Consider the following 15,533-nt stretch of genomic DNA (forward strand, 5'->3'; position numbering starts at 1 on the left):
GCTGGTGACCGCGCTGCTGGCTCCGGTGGTGCTGATGGTCGCCCTGCTGATGGCCGTGGCGGTGCGACCGGAGGGCAGCGACTGCTCGTCGCCGGTGCGCGGCGACGAGTCTGGGATGTCCGGCGCGACAGGGCATTTGGTGGCGGGGCTTTCGGAACGGCAGCTGCAACTGGCCCGTGACGGAGTCGCGATCGGCAAACGCCGCGGGATGCCCGCCGCTGTCATCATCTCCGAACTCGCCGCTCAAGCAACAGAATCGACCTTCCGCAACCTCGCCAACCCGGTCGTCCCGGAGTCGCTGAACTATCCCCACGACGGCCTTGGCTACGACCACGACTCCGTCGGCCCCCACCAAATGCGTTACAGCGTCTGGGGTTCGGTCGGCATCGCGGCGCTGATGAACAGCGACTACCAGATCAACTGGTTTTACGACAAAACCGAAGCACTCGGCGCGGACGCCCGGGAAATGTCACCGACCGCGTTGGCCCAGGAGATTGAACGCTCCACCTACCCCGACGCCTACGCCCGCCACCTCGACCTCGCCCGCCAGCTCTACGCGAGATTCGCCGACCTCGACGTCGGCCCCATCCCGGACGACCGCGAACCGACCGAACCCCGCCCGGACGAGCGCCCGGTAATCACCGGGTGCAGCTCGCCGACCACACCACCGGATATCGTCCCCGCCAGCGACTTCGGCTTGGCGGTCATCGCGCACGCCCAGCGATGGATGGGCACATCCTACGTCTGGGGCGGTGGCGACATCCACGGACCCACCAACGGCGGATTCGACTGCAGCGGATTGACTCTGTATGCGATCTACCACGCCTCCGGCGGGCAGATACGGCTGCCGCACTACACCCAAGCCCAGCAAGACCATCCGACGGCTCGGCCCGTGCCGAACGAGCAACGCGCTCCTGGGGACTTGATCTTTTTCACCTACCCCGGAGATACCGACTCCCATCATGTCGGCGTCTATACCGGTCGCGACGAGCACGGCACCGAGATGCTCCTGCACGCGCCCCAGACGGGACAGGTCGTGACGTTGACGCCACTGAGCGCATGGGACGGCGAACGCATGGATGTGCGCCGATACGGAGGCACCAACTCTCGCGGAGATTCCGATGCCGTGTGACTCGACGACCCCCACACCTCCCAGACCCGATCCGGACCCAGGCCCGGCGGGGACGCGATCGCGCCCCGGCTCGGCATTGAACCACCCCGCCACAGCGAGGAGGAGAACACGATGACCACAACAGCACACCGTGACCTCGGGATGCGGATCGATGATCCGGCGCCCGACAAGTCAGGCCCAGATGTGGTTGGTGCACCGAAAGGGAAGCACCCGCTATGAGACTCACCAGCCCAGCCACGAAAACGGTGGTATGCCAGGAACGCCGGGATCGCCGCGGTGCGGCGCGGCAGAAGTACCCGCTGCCGGCAGCGCGCGTGGCTGGCGAGTACGCCGCCGAACTGCGGGAGCGACCTAGTACCGCCAGGATCGATGAGATCGCCCGCTCCTACGGGCTGGCCGGCGACCCGAAGCGCTACGACCGGTTCCTGAGCGAGCTGCTGCAGCGCGGTGTGGACTACGAAGGTATCCGGCAAAGTGAGCTGCTGCGTGGACGGGTCTACATTCGACTGTTCGACCGGGCGCGCACCGCGCCATCGATCACACTGTGGGTGGCGGCGATGTTCGGTCGGTTCGCCGTGTGCCGTGCCGATGGCACCGTAATCTCACGCGGCGAGATTCCAGTCCACCTACGCGGCGAGGACACCGACGACACCGTCGACACCATCCCCATCGACGACGACACCGGCGCCGACGGCATCGGTGCCGCCTACGCCGCCGCGCAAGCCGAGGCCGCCTCGATACACGCGGTCCGGCTGGCCGGAAGCGCCCGCGCCGCTACCAGATCCAGCGCGGCCAGACTGCGGCTGATCGTGGCGCGCCGCCACGGCTTGCGCGTCGCGCGGCTGCGCTACGTCGCGACCAGCGAATCGCTGGTCCTGCACCTGGTAACCGACGCCCACGGCAGCCCCGCAGCTGCCGCATGCCTGGAACCGACACCGGTGCGCTGGCAGCGAAGCGACCTGGCAGCCCTGCTGCAACCATGCCGGGGAGCATCCAGATGACAGCGCGCACAACCAGTTCAACTCCGACGCGGCATCGGCTTACCCGGGCAGCCGCGGCATCGACCGCGATCACCACCATCCTCACCGCGAGCGCGTGCACTCAACACGACCCATCCAGGGTTGACCATCCACTCACCAGCGCATCAGCCTGCGGCGCAACAACTTTCGCGCCGCCGTTTGCGGAAGTGGATCCCTGCTCGGTGCCAGCGGTGCTTACCGCCGCAGTCGGTGCGGCGTTGGAATACCAGGGCGGGGATCCCGACCAGCGGGCGGCGCTGCGGCGTGCGCGGCCACTGCTGACCGAGGAGTTCGCCGCGCTCGCCGACACTGCGGCACTGGTGTGGCTGCCGGTCCCAGTCGCGACCTGGCATCGGTGGCAGAACAAACCACCCACCACCGCAGTGCGGGTCACCGCCGACGACCATCCCCCCGACACCTCCACCCGGGCCCAGCGTGTTCTCGCCGTCACCGTCCACCCGCATGACGCGCCACCGCTGGACCTGGCCGTCTACGCCCACGTCGAACGCGACCGCGCTCCATCGAGCGCGTGGCGGCTGTCTTGGCTGGAGGTGACGCCGTGAGCGATGACCCGGCTGGTGAAGCGAGCCAGGCAGTTCGACAGGGCTTCATCCAAGGCATGCAGACCGCGCAGATGACCGCCGGAATGATCCGCGGTTTCGGCGCAGATGGGCGCTCCCGCCAGGCCCACCGACAGGCAATGGACCTGGCGCAAAGCAAAGAGCAGCGGTCGATCGTCGAGCACATGTGGCGGTTGGTCAAGTTGGGCGATGAGATACGAGCCAACGCCGAGTTGAACACCAAGCGCGGCGATGAGATCGATGAACGTCGCGCACAGAACAAGGCGAAGGCGCGGCTGGAGCGTCGGGAGATCCGTGCGCGGATGGGGCGTGGCGACAAGGATCTGATACGCCGGGATCAGGAGTCCGAGCGCAAAGAGACCCGGGACAAGGCTCTGCATGAGCCGCAGCTGGACCTGGCTAACGCGCGGGTAAGGCACGAGCAGGAACTGTTCGAGCTCGATAGAGACATCAAGACCATGCGCTTGGAGGCGGCCAAGCGCGCAGCGGGATTCAGTGATCGCCTGCAGTCCAGCCAGTCGCCGGCAGACACGGCGGCGATGCGGTCGGCGGCGGCATTCGCCGCGGCAGACGCGAGCGAAGGTTTGTCGCAGACACACGCCGGTGAGGCGGCCGCCTTCAGGGAACGGTTCGCCGAGGACACCGGGCGCGGGTTCGGCGACACCGAGTTCGCTGCAACATCGCCCACGTTCACGACCACGGCGACAGGACGAGCAGCCCGCGAGTGGTATCAGGCCGTTGACCTGGCCGCGGCGCTGACCGTGACACGGCATTTCGAGCATTTCTTCGGTGACCCCGAATTCGATGAGGAGCTCGGTCGGCCATCCGGTAGCGACCCCGAGCCGGCGCCGGGCGCAGCGACGGGGGCGGCGATCGCGTCGGCGGGTTTGACCCGCACCGACGCCACCGAGGCCGAGACCGAACCGATCGTCATCGACGTGGAACCGCTATCGGTGCTCGACGTCCCCCTGACCAGAGCGGAGCTCGAACCATGAACGAGCTGAGCTGGCGGTGATCGGGCGATGCATACCCCAACCTCCCTTCAACGACGCCTGCTGGGTGCGATTCACCATGCGGCAGAGGTGGAAGCCGACCTGCGCGGTGACCCCGAGGCAAAAGGGACCGACGTGCGGCGGGTGAGCGACCATGTCGACCGGCTCGCCGAAATCGCCGCCATGGTGGGCCTGCCCGCGCAGTGGATCCAGTACGAACGCGCGGCCGGTGCGCGCGGCTCAGGCTGGGATCCGCAGCAGGAATACCTCGGAGCCGCGCATATCGACCGCGACGCCCTCGTGCGCGGGTTCACGACCCGCATCGCCGAACTGCAGGAATGGGCGGTTCTGCAAGCCACCGCCGATGCCAGCGGCCTGCTCCGCGGAGCCGACGCGCACGAAGCGCGTGAGGCGTTCGGCCGCACCATGGGACAAGCCTGGGAGCTGGCCGGAGCGGTCGGACACGCACTCGAACTCACCGACGTCGAGGTGCGAGGAGCCTGGGACAAAGTGGGTCATCGACTCGCCCACTACAGCGATCAGCTGTCCGACTACACCCGCAGTTGCCTGCACCTGGCGTTCCACAGGGTGAGCCAAGTCGACTTTCACCGCGACGGCATCGTGTGGCTGGTCCTCAAAGAAGCGGGCGTCACCCACGAAGACGTGTCCCGGGTGATGCTGTCGACCCCGGATCAGATGATCGCCGCCGCCCGCACGTACCTCGAAAACCACTCCGGTGCAAGGGGACACATCGAAGCCGCCGAGCCCGGCCACCTGATCGGTGAAGCGATCCGGACGGCCACGAACACCGCCGCAGAAGTCGGCGCAGCACACAACGATGACTGGTCGGGCGTCGACGCGCAACCATCGACGCCCGAGCCGGGGGTGGAGCCATGAGGAGTTCGACATGACCCTCCGCGACGACATGGCCGACATGGCGAGCTGGCAGACACGACTGCTCGAGCAGATCCAGAACCTGGCCGCGGACTACCGACGCCTCGCCCTCCACGGGCCCACTGATCACGACGCGAGCGCGCACACCGTCGTCGACATGGGCTTGACACGGTGGCGCGCCGGGCTCAGCGACCGCCTCCACGAGCGTCGAGAGCTGGAAGCGCAAGCGTACGTGGTCGGCGTCCCGCCGCGGCTGGTTGATACCGCGCGTGAGCACGGCTTGGCCGGAATCCACTGGAATGACGGCGAACTGGTCCGGCTGTCGCGAACCGGTGGGCGTTCGGCGTCAAGGGATGGTGCGCTCGAGCGCATCCGCGAACAGGTGTACCAGCTGCAACGCAGTGCGATGCTCGCTGCGGCAACACCCACGAGTTGGCATGCTGGCGAGGTTGGCGTCACCGATCAGCTGACACGAAATATGCAGGGGCGCTGGCGATTAGCGGAAGCGCTCGGATTCGTGGCCTCGACCAGCGCCCCGGAACATGCCCGATTGTGGGACGACACGCGCTGGCGTTGGCAGCGGCTGGCCGAGACCACCGTCTCTGGCAGCACAGCCCTGGATCTGCACATCGAACTGGTCGCCGCCGCGCGGCCCAGCGTCGAAGAACTCGCCGACCACGCGCTGAGCCTGCTCGAAAGACGGGCGCAACTGCATGGTCGATCGGGTAGGTGGGCCGACGCACCACAGTTTTTGATCGCCGATGCCTCGGCAGCGATCACGACGCTCGCAGATCCAGGACCGCAGTGGGCAGCGACACGCGCCGCTATCGACCTCATTACCACTTCCTCCGAACCGTCGCAGGAATGGCAGGAGAGGGACGCCGATTCCTCTGCGGCACAGCAAGGTCCGTACTTCGGCCCAGATACCGAACCCGATTTCCGATAGCGACAGAAGGACAACACCACTATGCGCACCACACGAATCGGCCACCGCCAGCCAAGGGCTGGTCTGGGATGAGCGAGCTACCACAGCTGCGGGACTGGCAGTGGCGGCTCACCCGCCGCGTGTACCAGCTGCGGGTGGATTACTACAACGCTCTGTATCGGGGATACCCACAACCACGCGAAACCGACTACAGCTTCGGTGAACTCGACATCCTCAACTGGCGAGCACATTTGTGGGAGATCAACCTCGCTGACAAGGACTTGAGCGCACGTGCCGTTGGCCAAGGCGTGCCCGAGAACCTGTTGATCGACATCGACCGGCGCGCGACAACCTGCGACGTCGACCGCGAATGGATACCCGACGGGGAACCGAGCCCTGAACTCCGGACCCGCGAAGCCGCCTACGACCTGATCGCCGCCGACGCCTGGCAGTTGGCGACCATGGCCGCTGTCGAGGCCGATCACCACTACCTCGCCCGCGACCTGCCAGTGCCGCTGCGCGACCAGTTCGAGGAGAACATGAACCTGGTGCGTGAACGCGCCGTCGTCGCCGCGTCGGCGGCAGCACTCGACATCGAAGACCTGGCCGCAATGATCCCGCGAACCCCCGCCGACCTCCTGCAGGTCGTCGACCTCACCGTCAACACCTACACCATCACCGAACTGCAAGAACGGTTCCGAGTGCTGGCCTGGCCAGGAATCGCGGTGCATGCCCGCCGAGACATTACCGAGTGGGCGTCACACACAAGCCACGTCGTGAGCGACGCATCCGACACGCTGTTTCCGTCAGTCCAGCATCTGCGCGCCGCTGCGGCGGCAGCACTCGGCGAGGACCCCTCTGGCCAGGCAGTCCCGGGGGCCGACCTCGGAATTGGTCGGGACGGGCTCGATCCCGAGCCCGCCGCCGAACACGGTGTCGGCCAGAGCACCCCGCAAGCCGGATACAGCGTCGAGTAGTTCGGATGAGAAGGGAGATCAGGTGTCCAGCAATATTTTTCAGCCGATTAACGAGTACGCACACCATGGCGCCGCCTATCAACCACTTGGCTGTGGCGCGGCTGTCCGGAGTAGATCGCTATGAGTGACCATGACCAGTGGCCGGGCTGGAAGCAACGCCTACTGGCCGCCTACCAGAACACGATCGTGATCGCCAGCAACGTTGCCTTCACCCGTTATCCAGATACCACGCAGCCGGGCTATCGCCCGGAGGCGTACGAGGCGTGGGTAGCAGAGCTCAATGGCCTGCTCCGACATCGTGATGCGCTGCGCCAGATCGGCTTGTCGGTGGGGATTCCCGTTGCGGCGTTCGAGCGCGCCGAGTGGTATGGGATGCGTGGCGTGCCGTGGGAAGAGCTGCATGGGACGGTGATCACGCCCGGTGAGTCGATAGAGCGGATCGGGATCGTCGACGAGATCGTGCGCGATGTCGGAGATCTCACACAGATGGCGATACTGGCCGCCGAGCACGCCGTCGAGCCGTTCCCGAGCGGGAGTTCGGACATCGTGGCCGGTTTGGCGGCGAACATGCAGATCATGTGGTCGCAGGTCAACGCGGCGATGCGAGACATCGGACTGAGTGTGGCCGAGCGAGACTCGCTGTGGCAACGCGATGGCGCAAGCCTCGCGACAGCGATCGAAGTCCTCACGACGACCTCGACCCGCTCCGAACGCGAAACACAGTGGGCGATCTTCAGCCACCCCGAGGACATCGGCGATCGCGACGACAGCAGGTCGAGCACCGCGGCGAACGAACATATCCCCACCCGAGCACTGGTGGAGGAAGCCACGCGAGCGTGGCGGGACTACCGCTATGGGCCCCAGCACGATCCCGTTGAGACAGCGGCCAACCGTATGACCTTGCCCATGGGCGCCATGTGGCTGTCAGAGCCGGATCCGGTGCCAGAGGACCAGGACCCGAATGCCGCCGCTGGTCCCGACGTGCCGGACCGGCGGCCGGACCCCTCGGCCGGTTTCGAGCTGTGAGGGGGCGGTGATGGCCGAATCCGAACAGCCGATCGCGCAGTGGCAGGCACAGCTACTGCGAACGGTGATGCATTGGGCGCGAGTCGAAGCAGCCGAACTGGCTAGCGGCGCACAGAAGTATGACCTGGCGGCCGACGCCGAGTACCCGGCGTTTGTCATCTTCGCCGCCAATCTCGATGCGATCCGCACCCAGCGCGAGAACGCCGAAGCCATGGCTGTCGAGGCAGGTATCGACGCCGCATGGGTCCGGGATGTCCGTGAGGCTGCACTGAGTGGATCGGCACAGCTACCAGCTCCGATGATCGTGCCGGATCGCTTGTCGCGCACCAACGATGTCGAAAGGTTCATCGCTGATTTGCTGCTGGTCGATCTGCATCAGCTCGAACGGATGGTCGTAGTCACCGCGGCGATCGAAGACCGCCAGGCCACGGGGCGATGGAGCATGACGTTCGGTCCGGAGAAGGTACAGCAGTTCACGGACAACCTGGTGTTGCGACATCAGCGTGTTCAAGCGCATGCCCACGGTGCGGCGATTACCGCCGCGGAGGGAGAGCGGCTGTGGGGCAGCGCAGCGCAGGCGGTGCGCCGCCAACACGCGGTGTGGGCGCTCGCGGCCACTGAAACCGACTTGGCCGCATCCTATTTGACATTCGCCAGGATCACTCCAGAACGGCCGGTCCCGCCGTATATCGACATCGACCCGGTGACCGGAGCTCCGTTGCGTAGGGCTCAGTCCCTCTTGCCGAGTCCGGCGGCGATGCTGGTCGAGGCCCGCGCCACCTTGCGTGCGGAGTTCGTCACCGCAGCACTCGCCGACAGCACGCCCGACGCCGGCCTCGACACCGGTGTCGCGATCACGGCGGCACTTCCCTCGATGCACAGCGGCAACATCGCCGCGGACCAGGTCTCGCTGCCGGAGCCCAATCCGGACAGAGGCCCCGACCAGGAGCACGACATGGGCCCGTAGCCGCACGCAGAGGCATCGGACTCCACACCCCTCAGCGGTGTGGAGCGGCAAACAGCAGCATTGCAGCAATTCTCAATGGTGACCATCGTTCACACCGGCTACGGGTAAGAGCCGGGATGCTCGCCCCGACAGGCGCAAGGGACCTCCATCCGCCCCCGCACAACGCGGTGAGCGGCTCTCGTTTACAACGGAGGTCGGCCACGTGAGTGCACGATCCGATTCCTCGGCGACCCAGGCGTTCGCCGAAGAAGTAGCCGAGGCTGATGTTCGTTCCGCCTTCACTCAGCACCTGAGGCTGCGGGAGATCGCCCGCTTCGCCGAAAGCGCCGAACAAGCCGCGGATATGGAATCGGCCTCGCGGGCGCTGGCGAAACGTTACGGCACCCATCCGGTGTGGGACGAACTGTCCGGGGCGTTCGCGGTATGGCGAACCAACCCCGCGTGGGCCGCACGGATGTTGGCTGCGGTCGAGGCCGCGGCAGCCGGGGTTCCTGATGCCGCAGCAGCGATGCTGCGCAGCCTGCGCCAGGCTGCCGAGATCACCGGCAGGCGCGATCCGGTCATCGAGAACAACGGTCAGGATGCGGCGCGATGGCGCCCTCCACCGTCGCGCAGCATCGGTGCCGCCACCGGCCAAGAGTCGGGGAAAGTGTTGGACCGCCTTTTCGGGCCCGACAGCACCTCGCTCGATATGGACGCAGTCGAGGCGATCATCGCCACCACCGACGAGCTGCTGGACGAACAAGACGACCAGGGAGACCGCTCGAGCGGCCGCGATGACCCGATACGACAGGTGGATCCCGCGAAGCGCAGCACTCCGGTCGCCGTCGAAGGCGACAGCCGAGATCGCGAACTGGCCGCCCGCCTGTCCGCACTGCGGGTCCTGCGTGACGTGGTGGCGGAGCACACCCGGCTGGCGGAGAACTGGGATCGGGATCCGCGCCACGAGCAGGAGCACATTGGACGTCTCGAGTCGCTGATGGACGACGTACGCACGGCCAAACAGCTGGCCGCCGCGGCCGGTGCCAGCGAAGAGGATCTGCACGCCGTCTACCGTGGCGCACTCACCGGGACCCGCTGGTCAGAACTTGCCACCCACCTCACCGTCGCAGGGAATCGACTCGACCTGCCTAGCGTGCCGGCGGGCTTGGAGACCACCGCCGCGGCTGTACCGGACCGCGCGCCGCCGGGCCACTCGATCGGTGCCGCGATCGGTGCCGCTCTGCCTCCCGAAGCCAATATCGACGGGTGGTCGCCCGAGCCGGACCCGCCGATGACCGTCCCCGATCCCGACTCGCTCGGCTACGGCGCTGATGACTGAAACCAACTGTGGCTCAACGTAATCAACCGCAACTATGGAGGTGTCGCGATGTTCGCGTCCCGAGAAACCCGCCGCCGCACCAAAGGCGGACTCAGTGAGGAAACCACGCTCCTGCCGTTGACCGGCGTGCTGATTGCGCTGATCGCCGGTGGATGGGTAGCGCTCACGATCGGCAGCTGGCTGGCCGGACTCCCGGCGACCGGCGACCCGGTCTCCGCGCTCCTGGATGCCGCACTCGGGACCAGACCTTGGCCATGGCAGTCCAGCGTCATCGCCGTGATCCTGCTGGCCGCTGCAACGGTCACGGGGCGGGGATTGTGGCGATCGGTCAGCGGTGTAAGCGAGGTCGACGCCGCCGCGCGGACCATGGCGCGCCCCTCCACGATCACTCTGGCCCGCGAAGCTGACAACCTCGCCGCCAACAAACGGCTGTTGGCGGCCGCACCGCCCGACATGCAGACCAAGCCGGGCCCGTTCCTGGGGGAGACGGTCGTCGGCAGGGTCGGGCTGTATCTGCCTGCAGAACTGGGATGCACCATCTGCGCGGGAACCCGTACCGGCAAAACGATGGTGTGGGCGATCCCGTTCCTACTGGATGCGTGGGGGCCGAGCTTGGCCACGAGCAACAAGCCCGACCTGTACCGGCACACCCTGGCCGAGCGAGAACGACGCGGCCGGATCTGGCTGTGCGACCTGCAAGCAGTGACTGGCACAGCGCAACTCGGGTTCTGGGTGAACCTGCTCGCCTCGGTTGACACCCTGCCCGCGGCCCGCAAGCTGGCCAGCTTCTTCATCTCCGCATCCTCGGGGACAGCAGCTCAGGCCGCCAATGCCCGCGTCGACTCCTACTTCGACGGCGGCGCACAAGAATTGCTGAGCTTGTATTTGCTGGCGGCGGCGAGCGCGCGCGGAGATCTGCTGCACGTCGCGGAATGGCTTGGCAGAGACCAGGATCAGACGCCTGTGCTGATCCTGCGTCACGCCGGGCACGACCGCGCCGCTGACCGGGTCCTGGAATCGCAAGCGCTCTACGCCCGCCAGCGGGACGGCCTCTACGACATGGCCCGCCGATTCCTGAACACGCTATCGGATGAGGGGTATGCGCGGTTGGTTACCCCGCCGCGGCGTCGGCGCCTGCGGGCACGGGAAGCTGACCTGCCTGGCACGGGGACGACGAGGATCGTTGTGGATTCCGAGCTCGACGACGAAGTTGTTCACTCGCTGCCGGAGTTCAAGCCGGTCGAATTCGTGCGATCCGACGGCGACACCCTGTATGCGCTGTCGATGAGCGGCGCCGACAGCGCCACTCCGCTGACCGCGGCGCTAGTCGGACAGATTCTTGAAGCTGGACTACAGATCGCGCGAGCCCGCCCCGACGGGCGGCTACGCATCCCGCTGACCGCCGTGCTCGACGAAGCCGCGAACTGCGCCCGCATCGGTGAACTCCCGTCCTACTACACCTACGCCGGTGGCTGTGGAATCATGCTGATCACAATTCTGCAGGTCATCGAACAAGGCGAAGACCTCTGGGGTGTCAACGGATTGCGCACGATGCGCGCCCAGTCGATCGAGATCTACGGTGGGGGCATCGCCGTACTCGACTACCTCGAGCAGTGGTCGAAATTCACCGGGGACCATGACGTCGCCGACAGGTCCCGTAGCCGCGGACCCGGAGGCGTTCAGCGCAGCCTCAGCTGGCGCGCCGAACCGATCCTCTCCGTCGCCGAACTGGCGGCGCTCCCGAAAGACCGAGCACTGGTCCGGCTTCCCGGGCACAAACCACTGCTGGTGCGCAAACGCTGGTGGACCGACAGCCAACACGCCGGGGTCATTACCGAATCGCTGGCCCGATTCGAAAACCAACCCGACCCCGAGGAGGCCACCACATTGTCTGTCGCGGACACAGCCGACACCGACAGCGAAGGAGACAGCGGGGAAGGGGAGCGGGGATGGTAAGCACCGCGCGGACGGGGTCCGGGCGCGGTGGCGCTGCTACCGCACCGCAGTTCCGGGATTTCGTGCAGTTCGCCGAGCAGTGGTTGCTGCCGATGATCAACGTCCGTCTCGCCGAGGCCCGCCGCGAGCAAACCTACACCTGGTGCACCCAATGGTGGGCGCATCGTCCCGTGGCGGTCCGGATCGCGCACCTGCACACCGCATTCGAAGCCACCCGACGGTCCCGCGCCGGATCGGCAATGAGCAGCTACCTGTCCGGCCACGTCGACGCCCACTTCCGCACCATCCTGGACGCCGCCAACGGACCACTACACCGCTGCACCCGCGCGGTCCACGTCCCACTGGCGTCACTGCCCTTCGACCCCGTCCCGTTCAACTACTTCGGGACTGCCCTGGCCCCGCCACCTCGTCAGCCCGCACCCGCCACAGCGGACCCCGACACCGACAGTGGAGGCGACGACAGCGAGCGGAAGCCGCCACCACCACGATTCGGTGATTTCGTGCAGTTCGTCGAGCAGTGGCTGTTGCCTACGACCGCCGTCCGGATCGCCGCCAACTCCCGAGAAGGCCAGTACACCTGGTGTCAACGATGGTGGGAACACCGCGCCGTGGCAATACGATTCGCCGCACTACATCGAGGATTCGAAGCCGCACTGCGCGCCGAGGACAAGACCGCGATGTCGGGCTACATCGTCCGCCACCTCGACCCCCACCTCCGGTCGATCCTCGACGCCGCCAACGGACCCCTACACCGCTGCCGACCTGACGAACACGTCAGTGTGCCGGGCCTGCCGTTCAGCACACCTCCACGCGACTGGTTCGCAACGCCCGGAATCGCGACTCCCACCGAGGATCTCGGGTTCGGCCCCGACTTCCGCGCCCTGCGGGCAGTCGACCAATAGCTGAAACGAGGACGAGGAGCCAAATTCGATGAAACGTCCTGCACAGCCCCCAGAGCGACGCACAGTCCTGTCGCCTTGGCGGGCCGAAGGCTACGACACCGCGCTCGCAATCAGCCGATTGCTGCTGGGGCAGCAGCGCACCGCCGAGGTGGGCGATGGATGACTGGATGCGCCGAGCCCGTGACCTGCTGATGCGGTTCGGGCGATGGGTGATGTTCGACGACCTGAAGTCGCGCGGCCCAGACGGCTCGCTGGCCGACGACGATGCGGTGCTGATGACGACGTTGCCGCCCGAGAAATGGCCGCACCACCTGCGTGCCAAACCCTCCGCCAATGCCAAGCCGCTCTCACCACCATCGACTGCGTCGAACGATCACGACGGCGATCGCGACAAAGGCGGAGCGCAGTTGCGTGATGGCAATCCCACGGTGCGAGGCGCTCTTTCGGCCGCGAATCTACTCGACGCGCCAGCCACGACGGTCGATCGGGGCCAAGGACAGGCAGCGCAGGAACGGGAGATCGACGACGGCGCCGGGGCCGCACCGCCGGACGACTCACCCGAGATCGCAGAGGGTGAGGGCCTGCTGTGACCAGCTCGAGAGTCTTCACCGAGATCGACGAATGCGACGCCTGCCCGCTGTTGAACTAACCGGCGCGCATCTGCCCACCTCAGCCCACGCTGATGGGTGATGCCCCGCGCCTCGCCGGTGCGCTGGTGACCCATTCTCCGACTGAAAAGGAGCCTCACTGATGCGTAAACCAACCGCGTTGGAAAAGAAGGTGTTGCAGACACTGCAGGATCTGACCGCGGAGAACACCGCTATCAGCGCTTCCGGCCGAGAGCCCGTGCCCACCGCGACCGAACCCCAGCTGTCGGTGACGAGAGAGGAGTGGGACGACCGGGTGGCGATGGCCGAAGCGCTGAAGCAGGCCGCACTCGCCGGGGGAATCCCCTCATCGTGGGTCGCGCACGTCACCGAGCGCGGCGAAAAGGGACGCTACTGGCATCCGGATTTGTGGTTGCGGCCCGCAGAACAACCGGTCGATCGCGCTCAGATACTGGCCGGTCTGCGCGCCGACGCAGACCTTCTGCGGTCGATCACGGGACTGCAGGCTGCCGCATGGCATTTCGACCTGCACCGCGCCGACGAGGAGACCTCCAGCACGGTGGATCTCGTGATGGATCTGATGTGGCAGCGCATGGTGTCGGTGGCCCGCCTGGCCGCAGTCACGGCCCAGGAAGCTCGAGGAGTCTGGGGTGATGCCCAAACCTGGGCGCGCAGTGCCGTCACCGACCTCGGTGCCCTGGACCGCGCCCGCGTCGCCGCTGCGTGGAGTGAAGCGGCGAGGCTGAACGCTTGGAGCTACGGCTGGCAAGCCATCGGCCTGGCCGAGGCCGGTGTGAAACCCAAAGCCCTCCAGCGGTTCACCCCACCACCGAAGCCGACCGACCTTGTCGAACTCATCCAGGATGAACTCGCTGTAACCGGCACTGGTGCCGGCACCGCGATCGCCGCGGCCAACCTTACTCGAGCTCCCGCTGCTGGCGTCGAAAGCGACAGCGGTGCAGCCTTGTTCAGCGACAGCTCCGGCAGCGCGGAAGCCGGCACGGACACCTACGCCGAATACGCGGACTGGCCGACTGAGCCGACATTCAGCGACACCGACGGGCGGTCGCTGTGATCCGCGAACAGACACCCGAACTCGGCAGAGGCCTGAGACCGCGAGACGACGACGCCATAGTGAGCGACGCCCATGAGTAGGGGAAGCGTCGCGTCGTCGGTGCGAGGCCGCGATCTGCCGATCCGGCAGGCTACCGCGCTACGTCGCGTCCAAGACCTAGCCGCCGACGCCGCGCGGGTGCGGAAGACGATCGAAACCGCGGAGGCGACCAATCCGCGGGCCGCCGCGCAACTCGACCGAACCGTCCATGCCCGCCAAGAAGCCGAGTACGACGCGGTGCGGGCCGGGGCACCGCGTGCATGGATCGCTCTGGCACGGGAGTGGGGCCGCACCGGCCGGTGCTGGTCGCAGCGCAATATGTTCCCACCGATGCCGTGGGACCCACAGCGGCAGACACCGTCGCGGATCAGCACCGACCGCGGCTCGATGATCGAGATGGTCGCACTCACCGTCGTCCGCGAGCATCGCCTCGCTGCCCGAGGCATCACCACCGAACCCGATCCCGCTGCAGCTGAAGGGCTTCGCCGCAACCTCAACGCGCTGTGGAGCCGTGCCCACATCAGCGCTGCTGTGCAGGCCATGCACGCCGGACGCGAGCGGCCGCCCCCATGGCGGATTAGCGACGGGACATGGCGAGCTGCGATCGAGAAGTACCGCGACTACAACCTCCAAGACCTCGACGCGCTCTGGCGCGACTACACCACCCCACGCATCGCCGATCGTGTCCGCAACTCGATGGCAAGCCTGCGACGCGCTGCACGCGCCGCGGCGGTCCCACCACTTGGACAAGATCCGTCGCCGGCCAACGTCTTGTTCGGGCGAGCACGCTACATTGCTTACGAGACCTTGTCCTCGCCAACCGAAGACGGTATCGGCACCGCGAACGCCATCCACGCCGCGTGGCTCGGCCCCGACACCTGCACCGCGTGGGACGAACCCGAAATACCGGACACCGAAACGTCCCAAACCGGCGTGCACTACGAATGCGCATCAGGCGCGGAGCGCTGACTCCGCAGCATCTGCCGTTGGCCCTGCGGGGCGAGCGGCCGCCCCGCGACACCACGCCCCAGGACGTCCGCCGCTGCCGATGTGCGGACGATCTCGGACTGCCACCCAGCCGGATGGTCGAAGCATCGTAGAAGCGCTGGCTCGCCAGTC

Annotated in this window: 16 protein-coding genes; all 16 read left to right on the forward strand. The window is 66.8% G+C overall.

Annotation, left to right across the window (positions count from 1 at the left end; genetic code table 11):
* Positions 1-4: 4 nt before the first annotated feature.
* Complete coding sequence (locus FB390_RS21510; RefSeq protein WP_246124146.1) at positions 5-1,132, forward strand: C40 family peptidase; 1,128 nt, start codon at positions 5-7, stop codon at positions 1,130-1,132.
* Between the two features lie 314 nt (positions 1,133-1,446).
* On the forward strand, positions 1,447-2,133 hold the full coding sequence (locus FB390_RS21515; RefSeq protein WP_141810556.1) for a hypothetical protein: 687 nt from the start codon (positions 1,447-1,449) through the stop codon (positions 2,131-2,133).
* Positions 2,134-2,342: 209 nt separating this feature from the next.
* Positions 2,343-2,714, forward strand: coding sequence for a hypothetical protein (locus FB390_RS21520; RefSeq protein WP_141810557.1), 372 nt, complete (start codon positions 2,343-2,345; stop codon positions 2,712-2,714).
* Positions 2,711-3,727, forward strand: coding sequence for a hypothetical protein (locus tag FB390_RS21525; RefSeq protein WP_141810558.1), 1,017 nt, complete (start codon positions 2,711-2,713; stop codon positions 3,725-3,727). Before FB390_RS21520 ends, FB390_RS21525 begins: the two co-directional genes overlap by 4 nt.
* Before the next feature lie 87 nt (positions 3,728-3,814).
* The gene (locus FB390_RS21530) at positions 3,815-4,621 is read left to right on the forward strand and encodes a hypothetical protein (protein ID WP_141810559.1); all 807 of its coding nucleotides are present in this window, start codon (positions 3,815-3,817) and stop codon (positions 4,619-4,621) included.
* A gap of 10 nt (positions 4,622-4,631) precedes the next feature.
* Positions 4,632-5,564 (forward strand): hypothetical protein, encoded by a 933-nt coding sequence (locus FB390_RS21535; RefSeq protein WP_141810560.1) that lies wholly within the window; start codon positions 4,632-4,634, stop codon positions 5,562-5,564.
* A 134-nt stretch (positions 5,565-5,698) separates the two neighbouring features.
* Entirely contained in the window at positions 5,699-6,520 is an 822-nt protein-coding gene (locus FB390_RS21540) for a hypothetical protein (protein WP_141810561.1), read from the forward strand.
* A gap of 120 nt (positions 6,521-6,640) precedes the next feature.
* Positions 6,641-7,546: a hypothetical protein gene (locus tag FB390_RS21545; RefSeq protein ID WP_141810562.1), complete on the forward strand. Its 906-nt coding sequence runs from the start codon at positions 6,641-6,643 to the stop codon at positions 7,544-7,546.
* Positions 7,547-7,556: 10 nt separating this feature from the next.
* On the forward strand, positions 7,557-8,513 hold the full coding sequence (locus tag FB390_RS21550; RefSeq protein ID WP_141810563.1) for a hypothetical protein: 957 nt from the start codon (positions 7,557-7,559) through the stop codon (positions 8,511-8,513).
* Positions 8,514-8,715: 202 nt separating this feature from the next.
* Complete coding sequence (locus FB390_RS21555; protein WP_141810564.1) at positions 8,716-9,834, forward strand: hypothetical protein; 1,119 nt, start codon at positions 8,716-8,718, stop codon at positions 9,832-9,834.
* Between the two features lie 48 nt (positions 9,835-9,882).
* Positions 9,883-11,790 (forward strand): type IV secretory system conjugative DNA transfer family protein, encoded by a 1,908-nt coding sequence (locus FB390_RS21560; protein ID WP_141810565.1) that lies wholly within the window; start codon positions 9,883-9,885, stop codon positions 11,788-11,790.
* Positions 11,784-12,692, forward strand: coding sequence for a DUF4913 domain-containing protein (locus FB390_RS21565; protein ID WP_141810566.1), 909 nt, complete (start codon positions 11,784-11,786; stop codon positions 12,690-12,692). Before FB390_RS21560 ends, FB390_RS21565 begins: the two co-directional genes overlap by 7 nt.
* 28 nt (positions 12,693-12,720) lie before the next feature.
* Positions 12,721-12,855, forward strand: coding sequence for a hypothetical protein (locus FB390_RS34655; protein ID WP_281292399.1), 135 nt, complete (start codon positions 12,721-12,723; stop codon positions 12,853-12,855).
* Positions 12,848-13,282, forward strand: a complete 435-nt coding sequence (locus FB390_RS21570; RefSeq protein ID WP_141810567.1) for a hypothetical protein — start codon at positions 12,848-12,850, stop codon at positions 13,280-13,282. The genes FB390_RS34655 and FB390_RS21570 overlap by 8 nt, the downstream gene beginning before the upstream one ends.
* A 160-nt stretch (positions 13,283-13,442) precedes the next feature.
* A complete protein-coding gene (locus tag FB390_RS21575) occupies positions 13,443-14,375 on the forward strand; it encodes a hypothetical protein (protein ID WP_141810568.1) in 933 nt (310 codons plus the stop codon).
* A 426-nt stretch (positions 14,376-14,801) separates the two neighbouring features.
* Positions 14,802-15,383 (forward strand): hypothetical protein, encoded by a 582-nt coding sequence (locus FB390_RS21580; protein WP_141810569.1) that lies wholly within the window; start codon positions 14,802-14,804, stop codon positions 15,381-15,383.
* Positions 15,384-15,533: the final 150 nt, after the last annotated feature.

It is taken from the genome of Nocardia bhagyanarayanae (genome assembly GCF_006716565.1).
GTDB classification, from domain to species: domain Bacteria; phylum Actinomycetota; class Actinomycetes; order Mycobacteriales; family Mycobacteriaceae; genus Nocardia; species Nocardia bhagyanarayanae.